This is a genomic window from Pseudomonas sp. LS44 (assembly GCF_024730785.1).
Lineage (GTDB): Bacteria > Pseudomonadota > Gammaproteobacteria > Pseudomonadales > Pseudomonadaceae > Aquipseudomonas.
The window spans coordinates 4,295,504-4,312,186 of record NZ_CP102830.1 but is presented as its reverse complement, the minus strand read 5'-3'; the positions used below and the strand labels follow the sequence as shown (position 1 = coordinate 4,312,186).

The 16,683-nt window shown below is 63.5% G+C and carries 16 protein-coding genes and 2 pseudogenes; 13 read left to right on the top strand and 5 right to left on the bottom strand.

Annotated features, from left to right (window positions below; translation table 11 throughout):
• Positions 1-169 precede the first annotated feature (169 nt).
• Both rpmB and rpmG read left to right on the top strand, forming a co-directional pair.
• Positions 170-406: a 50S ribosomal protein L28 gene (gene rpmB / locus NVV93_RS19415; RefSeq protein WP_258252287.1), complete on the top strand. Its 237-nt coding sequence runs from the start codon at positions 170-172 to the stop codon at positions 404-406.
• Between the two features lie 9 nt (positions 407-415).
• A complete protein-coding gene (gene rpmG, locus NVV93_RS19410) occupies positions 416-571 on the top strand; it encodes a 50S ribosomal protein L33 (RefSeq protein ID WP_108108871.1) in 156 nt (51 codons plus the stop codon).
• Between the two features lie 119 nt (positions 572-690).
• On the opposite strand, the gene NVV93_RS19405 is transcribed toward rpmG, so the two are convergent.
• Positions 691-1,056, bottom strand: coding sequence for a cupin domain-containing protein (locus NVV93_RS19405; RefSeq protein WP_258252286.1), 366 nt, complete (start codon positions 1,054-1,056; stop codon positions 691-693).
• A gap of 249 nt (positions 1,057-1,305) precedes the next feature.
• Between NVV93_RS19405 and NVV93_RS19400 the strand changes: the two genes are divergently transcribed.
• Together NVV93_RS19400 and NVV93_RS19395 are read left to right on the top strand one after the other, a co-directional pair.
• Positions 1,306-2,799 carry an aldehyde dehydrogenase gene (locus tag NVV93_RS19400; RefSeq protein WP_258252285.1) on the top strand — a complete coding sequence of 498 codons (1,494 nt, stop codon included), beginning with the start codon at positions 1,306-1,308 and terminating at the stop codon, positions 2,797-2,799.
• Between the two features lie 405 nt (positions 2,800-3,204).
• On the top strand, positions 3,205-4,362 hold the full coding sequence (locus tag NVV93_RS19395; RefSeq protein WP_258252284.1) for an MFS transporter: 1,158 nt from the start codon (positions 3,205-3,207) through the stop codon (positions 4,360-4,362).
• Between the two features lie 15 nt (positions 4,363-4,377).
• On the opposite strand, the gene NVV93_RS19390 is transcribed toward NVV93_RS19395, so the two are convergent.
• Positions 4,378-5,709: an FAD-binding oxidoreductase gene (locus tag NVV93_RS19390; protein WP_258252283.1), complete on the bottom strand. Its 1,332-nt coding sequence runs from the start codon at positions 5,707-5,709 to the stop codon at positions 4,378-4,380.
• Positions 5,710-5,878: 169 nt separating this feature from the next.
• Between NVV93_RS19390 and NVV93_RS19385 the strand changes: the two genes are divergently transcribed.
• Entirely contained in the window at positions 5,879-6,232 is a 354-nt protein-coding gene (locus tag NVV93_RS19385; RefSeq protein WP_258252282.1) for a YkgJ family cysteine cluster protein, read from the top strand.
• A 136-nt stretch (positions 6,233-6,368) separates the two neighbouring features.
• Here NVV93_RS19385 and NVV93_RS19380 read toward each other — a convergent pair whose 3' ends face one another.
• On the bottom strand, positions 6,369-6,857 hold the full coding sequence (locus NVV93_RS19380; RefSeq protein WP_258252281.1) for an Lrp/AsnC ligand binding domain-containing protein: 489 nt from the start codon (positions 6,855-6,857) through the stop codon (positions 6,369-6,371).
• Positions 6,858-7,013: 156 nt separating this feature from the next.
• Between NVV93_RS19380 and dadA the strand changes: the two genes are divergently transcribed.
• The 7 genes and pseudogenes from dadA to NVV93_RS19345 all read left to right on the top strand — a co-directional run.
• Positions 7,014-8,312 carry a D-amino acid dehydrogenase gene (gene dadA / locus NVV93_RS19375; protein ID WP_258252280.1) on the top strand — a complete coding sequence of 433 codons (1,299 nt, stop codon included), beginning with the start codon at positions 7,014-7,016 and terminating at the stop codon, positions 8,310-8,312.
• Positions 8,287-8,640 carry a RidA family protein gene (locus NVV93_RS19370; protein ID WP_258252279.1) on the top strand — a complete coding sequence of 118 codons (354 nt, stop codon included), beginning with the start codon at positions 8,287-8,289 and terminating at the stop codon, positions 8,638-8,640. The genes dadA and NVV93_RS19370 overlap by 26 nt, the downstream gene beginning before the upstream one ends.
• Positions 8,641-8,743: 103 nt before the next feature.
• On the top strand, positions 8,744-9,832 hold the full coding sequence (alr, locus tag NVV93_RS19365; protein WP_258252278.1) for an alanine racemase: 1,089 nt from the start codon (positions 8,744-8,746) through the stop codon (positions 9,830-9,832).
• Between the two features lie 92 nt (positions 9,833-9,924).
• Positions 9,925-10,473, top strand: a complete 549-nt coding sequence (locus NVV93_RS19360; protein WP_258252277.1) for a cupin domain-containing protein — start codon at positions 9,925-9,927, stop codon at positions 10,471-10,473.
• A gap of 134 nt (positions 10,474-10,607) precedes the next feature.
• On the top strand, positions 10,608-11,030 hold the full coding sequence (locus tag NVV93_RS19355; RefSeq protein ID WP_258252276.1) for a cytochrome c5 family protein: 423 nt from the start codon (positions 10,608-10,610) through the stop codon (positions 11,028-11,030).
• 163 nt (positions 11,031-11,193) lie between these two features.
• Positions 11,194-11,393, top strand: a pseudogene (locus tag NVV93_RS19350) (acetyl-CoA hydrolase); the annotation flags it as partial.
• A gap of 108 nt (positions 11,394-11,501) precedes the next feature.
• Positions 11,502-11,657 (top strand): annotated as a pseudogene (locus tag NVV93_RS19345) (hypothetical protein); the annotation flags it as partial.
• Between the two features lie 164 nt (positions 11,658-11,821).
• On the opposite strand, the gene NVV93_RS19340 reads toward NVV93_RS19345, so the two are convergent.
• Positions 11,822-12,394: a xanthine phosphoribosyltransferase gene (locus NVV93_RS19340; RefSeq protein WP_258252275.1), complete on the bottom strand. Its 573-nt coding sequence runs from the start codon at positions 12,392-12,394 to the stop codon at positions 11,822-11,824.
• A gap of 217 nt (positions 12,395-12,611) precedes the next feature.
• Positions 12,612-14,633, bottom strand: a complete 2,022-nt coding sequence (gene rep, locus NVV93_RS19335; RefSeq protein ID WP_258252274.1) for a DNA helicase Rep — start codon at positions 14,631-14,633, stop codon at positions 12,612-12,614.
• Between the two features lie 274 nt (positions 14,634-14,907).
• On the opposite strand from rep, the gene NVV93_RS19330 reads away from it, so the two are divergent.
• Positions 14,908-16,581 (top strand): bifunctional diguanylate cyclase/phosphodiesterase, encoded by a 1,674-nt coding sequence (locus NVV93_RS19330; RefSeq protein ID WP_258252273.1) that lies wholly within the window; start codon positions 14,908-14,910, stop codon positions 16,579-16,581.
• Positions 16,582-16,683 lie beyond the last annotated feature (102 nt).

The following is a 16,683-nucleotide window of genomic DNA, read 5'->3' as shown; positions in this document are numbered from 1 at the left end:
AGGGGGGCTTTCTGGTATAAAGCAGCGCTCTTTTCTAGGGGCCCGGTTCCTTCGCCTGTAGGTGTGGCCGGTAAGACCTCGATGAAACGCGGCGCAGAGCGCCAACTGACTTTGAGTTTAAGCGGCCAACCCATGCCGGGTTGGGCATGTGGTTTTAGAGGGCTGAGGCATGTCGAGAGTCTGTCAAGTTACCGGTAAGGGTCCGGTAACCGGGAATAACGTTTCCCATGCGAACAACAAAACCCGTCGTCGTTTCCTGCCGAACCTGCAGCATCACCGCTTTTGGGTCGAGTCCGAGAACCGCTTCGTCCGTCTGCGCCTGACCGCCAAGGGCATGCGCATCATCGACAAGCGTGGTATTGATGTCGTGCTGGCTGAGCTGCGCGCTCGCGGCGAAAAGGTTTAAGGAGCAATCATGCGCGAACTGATCCGTTTGGTGTCCAGTGCCGGTACCGGCCACTTCTACACCACCGACAAGAACAAACGTACTACTCCGGACAAGATCGAGATCAAGAAATTTGATCCGACCATCCGTAAGCACGTGATGTACAAGGAAGCCAAGATCAAGTAATTGATCGGCGCCTTGCAAAAAAACCCGCCTTTTCGGCGGGTTTTTTTTGCCTGCGATTCTTCAGGCAAGAAAAGGCCCGCACTGGGCGGGCCGAAAGATCACGCTTGGAGTGCGTTAGATCAAGCGGGGTTTTGCTCGAAAATTACATAGACCTTGCGACAGGCTTCGAGCACTTCCCAGGTGCCGCTGAAGCCGGCGGGGATGACGAAGCGGTCGCCGGTCTGCAAGGTCTTGGCGTTGCCGGCGCTGTCGCGCAGCACCGATACGCCGCTGAGAATCTCGCAGTATTCGTGCTCGCTGTAATTCACCGTCCATTGGCCGACCGCGCCCTCCCAGATGCCCGAGCTGAACTGCCCGCACGGGCTGCTGTAGTGGTTGCGCACGCTTTGCTGCGGATCGCCGGCGAGGATCTTTTCGGCGGCCGGCTGATAGTGCTCGGTGGCGGTTGTGGCGCTGGCGAAATCAACGATGTGCTGAATGTTCATGGCGGGGTGCGCTGTGATCGAGAGGTGACGGGATGGCCCGCAGAAGGGCGGTTGGCGGCAGTCTATGTTTAATAAAACGAACAAGACAAGGCCGTTTGCCCAGCTTATGTCAAAAATATTGAAAATAGGCCAACCCCGGTTTAGTGTTGGGGCACCTCGGCCAGATCGGCCGAATTGCAGGTGCACGGCCGCTGTGCTGGATAGTTTTTCGGCCTTGCCAGATCGTCGCCAGAACAAGAGGAGCAGCATATGACCAGTTTGACCCGTGCCGATTGGGAGCAGCGCGCCGAGGCGCTGAAGATCGAGGGCCGCGCCTACATCCAAGGTGAATACACAGCTGCTGCCTCTGGGGCGACGTTCGATTGCATCAGTCCGGTTGATGGCCGGATGCTGGGTCAAATAGCCAGTTGCGACAGCGCCGACGCCGAGCGCGCGGTCAGCGCCGCGCGGGCGGCCTTCGATTCCGGTGTCTGGTCGCGGTTGGCGCCGGTCAAGCGCAAGAAGGTGATGCTGCGCTTCGCCGACCTGCTGCTGGCCAATGCCCAAGAGCTGGCCTTGCTGGAAACCCTCGACATGGGTAAGCCGATCAACGACGCCCTGCATATCGACGTCAACAGTGCCGCCAACTCGCTGCGCTGGAGTGGCGAGGCGATCGACAAGATCTACGACGAGGTGGCTGCTACCCCGCACGACGAGCTGGGTCTGGTGACCCGCGAGGCGATCGGCGTGGTCGCCGCCATCGTGCCGTGGAATTTCCCGCTGGTGATGAGCTGCTGGAAGCTCGGCCCGGCGCTGGCCTGCGGTAACTCGGTGATCCTCAAACCATCGGAAAAATCACCGCTGACCGCCATCCGCATCGCCCAGCTGGCCACCGAAGCCGGCCTTCCCAAGGGCGTATTCAACGTCCTGCCGGGCTATGGGCACACTGTCGGCAAGGCGCTGGCGCTGCATATGGACGTCGACTGCCTGGTGTTCACCGGCTCGACCAAGATTGCCAAGCAGCTGATGATCTATGCCGGCGAATCGAACATGAAGCGCGTCTGGCTGGAAGCCGGCGGCAAGAGCCCGAATATCGTGTTTGCCGACGCGCCGGACTTGAAAGCCGCCGCCGAGGCTGCGGCCGGCGCCATCGCCTTCAACCAGGGCGAAGTCTGCACCGCCGGTTCGCGGCTGCTGGTTGAGCGCTCGATTAAGGAGCAGTTCCTGCCCATGGTCATTGAGGCGCTGAAAGGCTGGAAACCGGGCAACCCGCTGGACCCGCAAACCAATGTCGGTGCGCTGGTCGACACCCAGCAGATGAACACCGTGCTGGCCTATATCGAATCGGGGCATAGCGATGGCGCCACGCTGGTGGTCGGCGGCAAGCGCACTCTGGAGGAAACCGGCGGCGTCTATGTCGAGCCGACCATCTTCGACGGGGTGAGCAATGCGATGAAGATCGCCCGCGAGGAAATTTTCGGCCCGGTGCTGTCGGTGATCACTTTCGAGGACGCCGAGGAAGCCGTGCGCATCGCCAACGACACGCCCTATGGCCTGGCTGCGGCGGTGTGGACCAGCAATATCTCCAAGGCCCACTTGACCGCCAAGGCGCTGCGCGCCGGTAGCGTGTGGGTCAACCAATACGACGGTGGTGACATGACCGCGCCGTTCGGTGGCTTCAAGCAGTCCGGCAACGGCCGTGACAAGTCGCTGCATGCGTTCGACAAGTACACCGAACTGAAGGCCACCTGGATCAAGTTGTGATTGTCGAACGATTTCCGGGTCGTCGGCCATACGGCGTTGAACCGCCGCTTTGAATGCTCACGTACCTGAGTACGCTGCGCTTCAAAGCGACGGTTCGCCTTGTCTGGCCTTAGCCCCGGAGATCTCGATCGGTGGCAGGTTCGGTCGAGGTGGGCCGGGCAATATTGTTTGAGTTCCGCCCTTCGGGGCCGGCTCATGTGAGCCATACCTGCGGCCGGGTTTCCTGAGAACCTGTTTACGATCTCGCGAGCTAGAGCCAGACAAGGCGAAATCAGGCGAGGACGAGGAGTTTACAAGTTGTAAACGACAAGTCCGAGTGTGATTTCAACGCCGTATGGCCGACGCGCAGCAGATCGTAAACAGGTTCTGAGGGAGCCCGGCCGTTTTGCATTGTTGGAGCACGTCATGCGTTGGGGAACCTATTTCGCCGTTTGCGCTTCGGTGATCAGCATCGGCCTGGCCCTCGGGGTGACTATGCCGTTGGTGTCGCTGCGTCTGGAGGGCTGGGGCTACGACAACTTCGCCATTGGGGTGATGGCGGCCACACCGGCGGTTGGCGTGTTGCTCGGCGCCCTGGTCACCGGCCGGCTGGCCGCGCGGATCGGCACCACGGCGCTGATGCAGCTATGCCTGCTGGCCAGCGCGCTGTCGGTGGTGTTGCTGGCGCTGGTGCAGAGTTACCCGATCTGGCTGGTGCTGCGTCTGCTGATCGGCGTGGCGCTGACCGTGGTATTCATCCTCGGCGAGAGCTGGATCAACCAACTGGCCGTGGAGAAATGGCGCGGCCGTTTGGTAGCCCTGTATGGCACCGGCTATGCGCTGAGCCAGCTGTCCGGGCCGTTGCTCCTGAGTGCGCTGGGCACCGCCGGCAATCAGGCGTTCTGGACCGGCACCGGGCTGCTGATCGGTGGCTCGCTGGTGCTGCTGGGCCGGCGTGGCGCGCCGCAGGTGGACGCGCAGAGCGCCTCGGGGCGCGGCTTGCGGGCGTTCTGCCGGAACATGCCGGCGGTCGCCTGGGCGGTGGCACTGTTCGCTGCCTTCGAGGCGATGATGCTGACCCTGCTGCCGATCTACGGCCTGCGTCAGGGCTTCACCCAGGAAGTCGCCTTGCTGATGGCCAGCGTGGTGGTGATCGGCGATGCGGCGCTGCAACTGCCAATCGGCTGGCTGGCCGACCGGATGTCGCGGAGTAGCTTGTTCCGTGGCTGCGGCCTGGCGTTGCTGGTCTCCAGCCTGGCGATTCCGTTGAGCCTGCATACGCCGCTGATGTGGCCGGTGCTGGTGCTGTTCGGCGCGAGTGCCGGCGGCTTGTTCACCCTGGCGCTGATCCTCATCGGCGAGCGTTTTCGCGATGATCAACTGGTGCGCGCCAATGCCCACGTCGCGCAGCTATGGGGGATCGGTTGCCTGATTGGGCCGCTGGCGACCGGCGTGCTCAGCCAGTGGGTCAGCGGCCACGCGCTGCCCTGGCTGATGGCGGCGGGCGCGGCGGGATTCGTCTGGCTGGTCTGGCGGCAGGACGATGCGGCCATGGCGGCGCCGGCCGAGACGCTCGGCGACTAGAGCATCGGTCGCCGTTTACAACGGATTGGCGTTGCCCAGCGCATCCTTCAAGCGATACCAGAGCATGCCCAGGGCCAGCAGTGGCGAGCGCAACAGCTTGCCGCCCGGGAAGGTCATGTGCGGCACCTTGGCGAACAGGTCAAAACCGCGGCTTTCCTGGCCGGCGATGGCTTCGGCGAGCAGTCGTCCGGCCAGGTGGGTGGCGTTCAAGCCATGGCCGGCATAGGCCTGCGCGTAGAACACGTTGGGCTGACTGTGCAGGCGGCCGATTTGCGGCAGGCGGTTGGCGCCGATGCCGATCATCCCGCCCCATTGATAGTCGATCCGGATGTTGGCCAGCTGCGGGAACACCTCGAGCATTTTCGGTCGCATATAGGCGGCGATGTCCGCTGGATCGCGCCCGGAATAGTGGCAAGCGCCGCCGAACAGCAGACGCCGGTCGGCCGAAAGCCGGTAGTAGTCGAGGGCCACGCGCTGGTCGCAGAGCGCCATGTTCTGCGGGATCAGGGTGCGCGCCTGGGCCGCGCTGAGCGGTTCGGTGGCGATGATGTAGCTACCGGCCGGCAGCACCTTGCCGCCCAACTCCGGGTTCAGATCGTTGAGATAGGCATTGCAGGCGAGCACCAGATGCTTGGCGCGGACCAGGCCCTGGGCGCTGTGCACGCGCACTTCATTGCCGTAATCGATGCGCGTCACCGCCGATTGCTCGAATAACCGCACGCCCAGCGAGTGCGCGGCAGCCGCTTCGCCGAGGGCCAGATTGAGCGGGTGCAGGTGCCCGGAGCCCATGTCGATCAGGCCGCCGACGTAGCGGTCGGAGCCAACCACCTGATGCATGTCGCCGGCCTGCAGCACGCGCAGCTCGTGGCGGTAGCCGAGTTCGCGGAGTTCCTCGCGGTCCTCGAGAAAGCCTTCCAGGTCGCGCGGCTTGTTGGCCAGGTCGCAATAGCCCCAGGTCAGGTCGCAGTCGATGGCGAAGTGCTCGATGCGCCGGCGGACGATCTCCACCGCTTCCAGGCCGAGACGCTTGAGCTCCTGCACGCCGTCGCTGCCGATCACCCCGCTGAACTGCTCGAGCCCGTGACCGACGCCGCGGATCAACTGGCCGCCGTTGCGCCCACTGGCGCCCCAGGCGATTTTGCGAGCCTCCAACAGGACCACCGAAAAACCTCGCTCGGCCAGTTCGATGGCGGTGTTCAGTCCGGAATAACCGCCGCCGACGATGCACACATCGGCTACCTGCTCACCGGTCAGCGGTGGGTAAGCGAGTTGCCGGTTGGCGCTGGCGGCGTAATAGGACGGGGCGTGTTGGCTGCTGTGCACGGGCTGGTGAACGCGGGCGTTCATGTGCGGAATCCTGTGTATGGTGTTTGGAAAATTCAACGCAGGATAAGCGCGGCTTCTGCTTTGCGCCAAGTGGACAGGTGAAAAAATCGCGCTCCGCCTGGCGGTTCAGCGGCCGCTGCTGGCGCAGCGCGGGTAACATGCCGGCGATTTCTTCCAGGAATGCCGCCGCATGAGCTGCACCAGCCGCAAGATCGATCACCTGCGCCGGCAGATTCCGCGCTTCGACTGCGTGCCCGGCTGCCACGATTGCTGTGGCCCGGTGACTGCCTCGTCGGAGGAGCTGGCGCGCCTGCCGGTCAAGGGCGATGCCGAGCGTGAGGCGGCGCTGGCCGAGTGGAACTGCGTGCACCTCGGCCCGCAGGGCTGCCAGGTATACGACCAGCGCCCGCTGATCTGCCGGCTGTTCGGCACCACGCCGAGCCTGCCCTGCCCGAATGGCCGCGGCCCGGAAACGCCGACCGAGGCGCGGGTCGAGCGGCAGGTGCATCGGCTGATCGCCAGCACGCGGCAGGTGTTGGTCTAGGCAACGGGGCTGGCTGCCCATCTTTTGTAGGAGCGGATTTATCCGCGAACCGGGGCGAAACCTTCATTGCGTCCATCGCGAATAAATTCGCTCCTACGCGATGGTGGTGTCGGCCACGCCAGGGCAACGGCAGCGCTTACTCCGGCACCGGCAGGGTCAGCGATTCCTTCACTTCTTCCATGACGATGTAGCTCTTCGACTCGCGCACGTGCGGCAGCTTGAGGAGGATGTCGCCGAGCAGCTTGCGGTAGCTGGCCATCTCGTTGATGCGCGCTTTCACCAGGTAGTCGAAATCGCCGGACACCAGGTGGCATTCCAGTACATGCGGCAGCTTGAGCACGGCGCGGCGGAATTCCTCGAAGGTGTCGCCGGACTTGTAGTCCAGGCTGATCTCGACGAACACCAGCAGGCTGGCCTTGAGGTGCTGCGGATTGAGCCGCGCGTTGTAGCCCATGATGATGCCTTCGCGTTCCAGGCGGCGGACCCGCTCGGTGCACGGCGTGGTCGACAGGCCGACGCGCTCGCCCAGCTCGGTGAAGGACAGGCGGCCGTCATCCTGGAGGATGCGTAAAATATTCCGGTCGATCTTGTCCAGCTCGCGGCGGCTCTGATGCTGGGTTCTCATGGGGAATGCAACTCCGTAAATTGAATTATTGCCGGGAATTCTCTCCGAATATAGCCGCAACTATAGTGAAAAGCACTGCTCGTCGCTTTTTATACTGCACACATTCTGCGCTCAAGATAACAAACGTCAGCGTAAACTCGCGGCGAGGAGAAATAGATGCGTGTAATGGTGCTTGGCAGCGGCGTGATCGGGACCGCCAGTGCGTATTACCTGGCTCGGGCCGGTTTCGAAGTGGTCGTGGTCGATCGCCAGAACGCCCCGGCGATGGAGACCAGTTTCGGCAACGCCGGCCAGGTCTCGCCCGGCTATGCCTCGCCGTGGGCCGCGCCCGGCATTCCGCTGAAAGCCATGAAATGGCTGCTGCAAAAGCACGCCCCGCTGGCGATCAAGGCCACCGCTGATCTCGACCAATACCTGTGGATGGCGCAGATGCTGCGCAACTGCACGGCGGCGCGCTATGCGGTGAACAAGGAGCGCATGGTGCGCCTGTCCGAGTACAGCCGCGATTGTCTCGACGAGTTGCGCGCGGAGACCGGTATCGCCTACGAAGGCCGCAGCCTTGGCACCACCCAGCTGTTCCGTACCCAGGCGCAACTGGATGCCGCCGCCAAGGACATCACCGTGCTCGAGCGCTCCGGTGTGCCGTATGAGGTGCTCGATCGCGCCGGCATCGCCCGCGTCGAGCCGGCGCTGGCCAATGTCGCGCACAAACTCGCCGGCGCCCTGCGCCTGCCCAACGACCAGACCGGCGACTGCCAACTGTTCACCACGCAACTGGCCGAGATGGCCACCAAGCTGGGTGTGGAATTCCGTTTCGGGCAGAACATCGAACGTCTCGATTTCGCTGGCGACCGGATCAATGGCGTGTGGATCGACGGCCAGCTGGAAACGGCCGACCGTTACGTGCTGGCGCTCGGCAGCTTCACCCCGCAGCTGCTCAAGCCGCTGGGCATCAAGGCGCCGGTGTATCCACTGAAGGGCTATTCGCTGACCGTGCCGATCACCAACGCGGCGATGGCACCGACTTCGACGATCCTCGATGAGACCTACAAAGTCGCCATCACCCGCTTCGACAATCGCATTCGCGTCGGTGGCATGGCGGAGATCGCCGGCCACGACCTGAGCCTCAATCCGCGCCGGCGCGAGACCCTGGAAATGATCACCGGCGATCTGTATCCGCAAGGTGGCGATCTGGACCAGGCGAGTTTCTGGACCGGCCTGCGTCCGGCCACTCCAGATGGTACGCCGATCGTGGGGGCGACCCGCTTCAGCAATCTGTTCCTCAATACCGGCCACGGTACACTGGGCTGGACCATGGCCTGCGGCTCGGGACGTTTTCTCGCCGACCTGATGGCGCGTCGGCGTCCGCAGATCAGCGCCGAAGGCCTGGATATTTCCCGTTATGGCAGCAGCAAGGAGGGCAACGCCCATGGCAATCCAGCGCCTGCGCACTGAGTCACGCTACAGCGAAATCGTCATCCACCGGGGCACGGTGTATCTCGCCGGCCAGTTGGCGGACGACCTATCGGGCGACGTCCGCCAGCAGACCCGCGAGACCTTGGCCAGCATCGATAAACTGCTGGCCGAGGCCGGTAGCGACAAGTCGCGGATTCTCTCGGCGACTATCTACCTGAAGGACATCAGCGCCGACTACGCCGGCCTGAATGCCGAATGGGACGCCTGGCTGACCCCGGGCACGGCGCCCGCGCGCGCTTGCGTCGAAGCGAACATGTATGCCCCCGCGGTATTGGTGGAAATTTCCATCGTCGCTGCGCTCGACTGATCCTGCTTTGCCCGGCCGCTTGTGCCGGGTTTTTTATTCGTTTGGCGTCGTCCGCTGACGGCGCGATAGTGACCTACCCACCGACTGTCTAAGTGAACAAGCCATGCGTCCCGCCCGTGCCCTGATCGATCTCAATGCCCTGCGTGCCAACTACCGGCTGGCCCGCGAAGTGTCGGGTGCGCGCGCCTTGGCGGTGGTCAAGGCGGATGCCTACGGGCATGGCGCGGTGCGCTGCGCGCAGGCCCTGCACGACGAGGTCGACGGCTTTGCGGTGGCCTGCATCGAGGAAGCGATGGAGCTGCGCGCGGCGGCCATTGCGGCGCCAATCCTGCTTCTTGAAGGATTCTTCGAGACCGATGAGCTGGGCCTGATCGATCAGCTGGATCTGTGGTGCGTGGTGCATTCGCTGTGGCAGATCGAAGCCATCGAGCGCGCGGCGCTGCAGCGTCCGCTGACCGTCTGGTTGAAGATGGATTCGGGCATGCACCGGGTGGGCCTGCATCCGGCCGATTATCCGGCGGCCTACCGGCGCCTGCAGGCCACAGGTAAGGTCGGCAAGATCGTCCTGATGAGCCACTTCGCCCGTGCCGACGAGCTGGACAGTCCGCGCAGCAACGAGCAACTGGCCGCCTTCGAGCAGGCCCGGCAAGGCCTGAGCGCGGAAGTCAGCCTGCGTAATTCGCCGGCGATTCTCGGCTGGCCCGAGCTATTCCCTCAGCAGCAGTCCAGCGATTGGGTACGCCCGGGGATCATGCTCTACGGTGCCACGCCGTTCGAACAGCCGCAGGCCCTGGCGGCGCGGTTGCAGCCGGTGATGACCCTCGAGTCGAAGATCATCAGCGTGCGCGAATTGCCGGCTGGCGAGCCGGTCGGCTATGGCGCGCGTTTCATCAGCGAGCGGCCGACGCGGGTCGGCGTGGTCGCCATGGGCTATGCCGACGGTTACCCGCGGCATGCGCCGACTGGCACCCCGGTGTTGATCGATGGCCAGGCGAGCCGACTGATCGGCCGGGTGTCGATGGACATGCTTACCGTCGATCTCAGCGATTTGCCGCAGGCCGGCCTCGGCAGCCGCGTCGAGCTGTGGGGCAAGCACGTGCTGGCCAGTGACGTGGCGGCGCAGGCCGGGACGATTCCCTACCAGATCTTTTGCAATCTGCGCCGCGTGCCGCTGATTTACCCGCATGGCTAGGCGCGCAGGATTTGCGGGCGGGCTGTTGTAAATACTGAACGCTGTTGCCATGATACGGCCAACTTTCCGCATCTCCCCAGGGGGCACCAGCATTGGACGTCGGCGTTCGACTGCAATCCATTCGTAAACTCAAAGGCCTGTCCCAGCGCGAGTTGGCCAAGCGCGCGGGAGTCACCAACAGCACCATTTCGATGATCGAGAAGAACAGCGTCAGCCCCTCGATCAGCTCGCTAAAGAAGGTGCTATCCGGCATTCCCATGTCGTTGGTGGAATTCTTTTCCCTGGAAGTCGAGCAGGGCAACCTGCCCCAGGTGGTTTACAAAGCGGACGAACTGACCGCGCTGCCGAGTGGTTCGGTGACCATGAAACTGGTCGGTAAAGCCCATCCCAGCCGCGCCATCACCTTTCTCGACGAGACCTATCCACCGGGCGCCGATACCGGTGACGAGATGCTTGTCCACGAAGGCGAAGAGTCCGGGATGCTGGTTACCGGGCGCCTCGAGCTGACCGTCAGCGGCGAGATCTACATCCTCGAATGCGGTGACAGTTACTACTTCGAGAGCAGCAAGCCGCATCGCTTTCGCAATCCGTTCGATGCACCGGCGCGGCTGATCAGCGCCACCACGCCGGCGAATTTCTGATTCCTCGACCACCTGCGCAGGGCCATATCCCTGCGACAAGTTGGGTTGTTTCGACTTGGCGGGTGAACCGCTATACTGGCGCCCGCTCGCGAAACCGTGGCCGCGAGCGTACTAGCCACGATGAGGGTGTAAGCGTGAACCTAATTAAGAAAATGCTGGCGGCTCATGCTGCCGTCCTGGCTCTGTGGGCTGTGAGCGCTCAGGCCGCGACCAATGACGACATCGCTGCACGGATCAAGCCGGTCGGTGAAGTGTGCGTGCAAGGCCAAGAGTGCAAGGGTATCGAAACCGTCGCGGTCTCCGCCGGCGGTGGCGCGAAGACGCCAGACGACATCATCACCAAGCATTGTGGTGCCTGCCATACCGTTGGCGTGCTGGGTGCGCCGAAGATCGGTGACGGCGCGGCGTGGAAGGCCCGTGCCGACAAGGAAGGCGGCCTCGACGGCCTGTTGGCCAAGGCCATCAGCGGCGTCAACGCGATGCCGCCGAAAGGCACCTGCGCCGACTGTAGCGATGCTGACCTGAAGGCCACCATCCAGAAGATGTCCGGCTTGTAATCGCCGAACCGCGACGCGGTAACGCGTATCGCTGACAAAGCCGCCTCCGGGCGGCTTTGTCGTTTTCGGGCAAAGCTCTTACGGAGCAAAGCGCGGCGGGTTAGGGGCAACGGGAGATACTCCAGTGCCGTGTTGCTCACGTGAATCCGCTGTCGACCAGGTTCTGGAGCAGATTGACGGCCCGATCCGTCTCGGCTTGCCGCTCGGGCTGGGCAAGCCCAACCGCTTCGTCAACGCGCTGTACCAGCAGCGCATCAAGGGGTTGCCCGAGTGCTCTTGACCATCTTCACCGCGCTCAGTCTGGGCCGGTCACGGGCGGCCAGCGAGTTGGAACAGCGCTTCATGGGCCCATTCTTCGCCCGCGCGTCTAGATGAGCCGCGGCTACGCGAGTATTTGCGGCGGTGTACTGATCCATGGCGGTTTCTTTCTCGGCTCGCTCAGCGCCTGCGCGAGCTCGACGAAAACCAGCGCGCGCGCTGCTATGGCTCAAGCGCAAGCTGCGTCTGAGCGAGATTCTCGATCTGGGTAAGGCGGCGCTATTCGACCCGCCGGCGCCGGCCGATTACCCCACGCATTTGCGGCGCATGGGCCTGGAGGACCCTGAGGGGCTGCGCGAGCAGGTCTATTGGGCTGAAGGCCACCGCGCGCTTCGCTCCTGCAGTAGCCCGGATGTAATCCGGGTAGCTCGGCGCCTCTCGATTCCCGGATTGCATCCGGGCTACGGGATCTTGCTCACGGCGGTGAGCGGTGATTGTCGCGGCCATGGGCCGCGAACCAAGGGCGCTGCAATTCAGTCGAGAAAGGTCACGCGGCCGTCGGCCAGCGCCTGCACGCGGGCCAGCGACTCGACGCGATAGCCCTCGCTTTCCAGCAAGGTGCGGCCTTCCTGGAAGGACTTCTCGATGACGATGCCGATCCCGGCAATGCTCGCTCCGGCCTGGCTGATCAGGTCGATCAGCGCCTTGGCGGCATGCCCGTTGGCGAGGAAGTCGTCGATCACCAGCACATGATCCGCGGCGCTCAGGTGCTTGGCGGAGATGGCGATGGTGCTCTCGCTCTGCTTGGTGAAGGAGAACACCTTGGAGATGTACAGGTTGTCCTTCAGGGTCAGCGACTGGTACTTGCGGGCGAAGATCACCGGCACGCCCAGCTCCAGACCGGCCATCACCGCCGGGGCGATGCCCGAGGCCTCGATGGTGACGATCTTGGTGATGCCCTGATCGCGGAAGCGCTCGGCGAACGCATGGCCGACCTGCTGCATGAGGGCCGGATCGATCTGGTGATTGAGGAAGGCGTCGACCTTGAGCACTTGCTCGGAGATCACGATGCCTTCGGCGAGAATCTTCTGTTTCAGCGCTTCCACGCTCTTACCCTCGTTGTGTCTGTTGGGCCCGGACGCCGCCGGGATTAAGTCGGTTCGTGCACCGTAGCCCGGATTACATCCAGGCTACGGGATGTAATCCGTAGGATGGGTCGGGCCGCGCAGGTCGAGCGAAGCGATACCCATCGGCATGGGTTCGATGGGAATCGTCGCTACGCTCCTCAACCCATCCTACGGGAGCGTCATTCAGGATCTGCGTTCACTCCGCCGCCGGTCGTTTCAGCATGGCACGCATATTCGCCAGGGCATCATTGCCGCGCGCCGCCTTGACCTCCACCGGTGCGTCGTCCTGGCCGTGCCAGACTAGGTCTTCCGGCGGCAGTTCGTCGAGAAAACGGCTCGAGGAGCAGTCGATGATTTCGCCATATTGCTTGCGCTTGGCGGCGAAGGTCATGGTCAGGTTCTGGCGTGCGCGGGTGATGCCGACGTAGGCCAGGCGCCGCTCCTCCTCGATGGTGTCGGCCTCGATGCTGGAGCGGTGCGGGAGAATTTCCTCCTCGACGCCGATGATGAACACCGAAGGAAATTCCAGGCCCTTGGAGGCGTGCAGGGTCATCATCTGCACGCCCTCGGCGCCTTCTTGCTCTTCCTGCTGACGCTCGAGCATGTCGCGCAGGACCAGTTTGCCGATGGCTTCCTCGATGGTCATCTCGCCGTCTTCGTCGCGCTCCAGGGTGTTCTTCAGCGCCTCGATGAGGAACCACACGTTGCCCATGCGCGCCTCGGCGACCTTATCGCTGGAGGCGTTCTGGCGCAGCCAGTTCTCGTAGTCGATGTCCATCACCATGCTGCGCAGCACGGCAATCGGCTCGTTCTGCGCACATTGTTGGCGGATGGTGTCCATCCAGCGCTTGAAGCGTTGCAGACGCTCACCGTAGCGGTTGTCGAGGTGCGCACCGAGGCCGACTTCGTCGCAGGCGGCGTACATCGAGATCTTGCGCTCGGTGGCGTAGTTGCCGAGCTTTTCCAGGGTGGTCGAGCCGATTTCGCGGCGTGGCACGTTGATCACGCGCAGGAAGGCGTTGTCGTCGTCTGGATTGACCAGCAGGCGGAAGTAGGACATCAGGTCCTTCACTTCCTGGCGGGCGAAGAAGCTGGTGCCGCCACTCAACCGATAGGGAATCTGGTGGTGCTGCAGCTTCAGCTCCATCAGCTTGGCCTGGTAGTTGCCGCGGTAGAGGATGGCGAAGTCGCTGTACGGACGCTCGGTGCGCAGGTGTTCGGTGAGGATTTCCATCGCCACCCGTTCGCACTCGTTTTCTTCGTTCTTGCAGCGGATCACGCGGATCTCGTCGCCGTGGCCCATCTCGCTCCACAACTGCTTCTCGAAAGCGTGCGGGTTGTTGGCGATCAGTACGTTGGCGCATTTGAGGATGCGGCTGGTGGAACGGTAGTTCTGTTCGAGCATCACCACCTTCAGCGACGGGTAATCCTCTTTCAGCAGCATCAGGTTTTCCGGCCGCGCGCCGCGCCAGGCGTAGATCGACTGGTCATCGTCGCCGACCACGGTGAACTGGTTGCGCATGCCGACCAGCAACTTGACCAGCAAATACTGGCTGGCGTTGGTGTCCTGGTATTCGTCGACCAGCAGGTAGCGAATGCGGTTCTGCCACTTCTCGAGGATGTCCGGGTGGGCCTGGAACAGCTTGACCGGCAGCAGGATCAGGTCGTCGAAGTCCACCGCGTTGTACGCCTTGAGCGTGCGCTGGTAGTGCAGGTAGACGATGGCGGCGGTCTGTTCCTTGGGGTTGCGCGAGTTGGCCAGCGCCTCGTCGGGCATGATCAGCTCGTTCTTCCAGCCGCCGATGTAGTTCTTGATCTCGTCGGCGCCATCATCGCCGGAATATTCCTTCTGCATGATGTCGCTGAGCAGCGCCTTGATATCGCCCTCATCGAAAATCGAGAAACCCGGCTTGTAGCCGAGCGCCGCGTATTCCTTGCGGATGATGTTCATGCCCAGGTTGTGGAAGGTCGACACCGTCAGGCCGCGGCCCTCGGCGCCCTTGAGCAGGCTGCCGACGCGCTCCTTCATCTCGCGCGCCGCCTTGTTGGTAAAGGTCATGGCGACGATGTGGCGGGCCTGGATGCCGCAGTTCTGCACCAGGTGGGCGATCTTGCGCGTGATCACGCTGGTTTTGCCGGAGCCGGCGCCGGCGAGCACCAACAGAGGGCCGCCGACGTAGTTCACGGCTTCCTGCTGCCGGGGATTGAGACGGGACATCGCGTCGAGTCGAAGGAAAATGGGCGCGCATTCTAGCAGGCCGCAGCCGAGATGCCGTTACCGTCTGGAGCCTGATTGCGGTTTCGATGATGGCAAAGCGACAGGCTTGGCGAAATCGGGCAATCCCGTACGATCGTGCCGGCATTGGGCTTGCCGCTAATCCGGGTTTCCCGCAGGATGCGCAAAAACCTGCACAGGACGTGCGAGATAGACGCCTTTTAAGGGCGCGTCGTGGCAATGGATTGTACTTATTGTCATGGGGTGGGGAGGTTGCTTGTCCGCGTTCATCGAACCTGTGCGGATCGTCCTGCTGGCTGCAGAGCCGGATTGGGCGCTGTCGTTGCGCGAGCATCTCGCTGCGATGGGCAGTCACATCTCGTTGATCACCGCGCCGTCCTGGAACGCTGCCAGCAACCTCTTCGATGACCACGCCCATGCTCTGCTGCTGACCACTCCGGCGCTCCAACCGGCCCCCGGTCAATGTCCCTTGCCGATTGTCCAACTGCTCGACGCAGAGCCAGCCGAAGCGCCGCTCGGCGTCAGCGATTGGCTGGTGCGCGGCCAGTTCGGGGGCGAGGTGCTGCGCCGCTGTCTGCGCTATGTGCGCGCACAGGGCAATCTGCAGAGCACCCTGCAACGCCTCGCCGAGCAAGACCCGCTGACCGGCATCGCCAATCGTCAGGGTTTTCATACCTTGCTGGCGGCGCGCCTGGCCGAGTCCGATGGCCGCGGCCTGGTGCTTGGTCATCTCGATCTGGACAACTTCCGGCATGCCAACGACGCCCTCGGCCACCAGGCCGGCGACCGCCTGATTCTGCAGGTGGTGGCCCGTCTCAAGGCACAGTTGGCCGCCGGCGACCAGTTGGCGCGCCTCGGCGGCGACGAGTTCGCCTTGTTGCTGGATACCCGCCGGGATCGGGCGCGCGCCCGCCTGGTCGCCGAACGCATCACCGAAGCGCTGTCCGAACCCTACTGGATCGACGGCGAAAGCCTCTTGCTCGGCTGCAGCCTGGGGCTGGCGCACGCGCAGACCGGCGCCGGCGCCGACCCGCTGATGTGGCACGCGCATATCGCCATGCAGCAGGCCAAGAGCGAGCAGGGCTGCAGTTTTCATCTGTTCGACGAGCGCATCAACCGCAACGCGCGCAGCCTCGCCGACCTGGAAAGCGAATTGCGCCGGGCCCTGCGCCGCGACGAGCTGGAGCTGCATTATCAGCCGCGCCTGTGTTTGCGCAGCGGCACCATCGTCGGCCTCGAGGCGCTGGTGCGCTGGCGGCATCGCGAACGCGGCCTGCTGGCGCCCAACGAATTCGTGCCGCTAGCCGAGCAGAGCGGCTTGATCGTGCCGCTCGGCTACTGGGTGATGGCCCGCGCGCTGCGCGACATGCAATGGCTGCGCGGGCGCGGCCTGCCGCCGCTGCACATGGCGGTCAATCTGTCGTTCCGCCAGTTTCAGGACAGCCAGTTGCTGCCGACCCTACGGCGGCTGATCGAGGAGCGCGGCGTGGATGCGCGCTGGCTGGAGTTCGAGCTGACCGAAACCGCGGTGATGCGCCGCAGCGAGCATGTGCGGCAGACCATGGATGGCCTCGCCGAACTTGGCGTGCGCTTCTCGCTGGACGATTTCGGCACCGGCTATTCGTCCTTCGTGCACCTCAATAGCCTGCCGATCGGCCTGCTGAAGATCGACCGCAGCTTCGTCGGCGGCATGGGCGAGCGCGCGGAAAACCGCCAACTGGTGCGGGCGATGATCAACCTGGCGCACAACCTCAATCTCGAAGTGGTGGCCGAGGGCGTCGAAGATGCCGGGCAGCTGGCCTTGTTGCGTCAGTACGGCTGCGATCAGGTACAGGGCTATCTGGTCAGCAAGCCACTGCCGCTGGCCGATCTGGCCCGTTATCTGGTGTTTGGCAAAGCCCAGGCATTGCTGAGCGGCGTGCCTTCGTAACGCCTGGTCGATGCGCAAGAAAGCTCCGTAGGGCGGACTCAGAAGGGTAGCGAGCAGTCCGCCGTCCACTCTGCAGATCCCGCCGGCGTACTGCTATGCGAG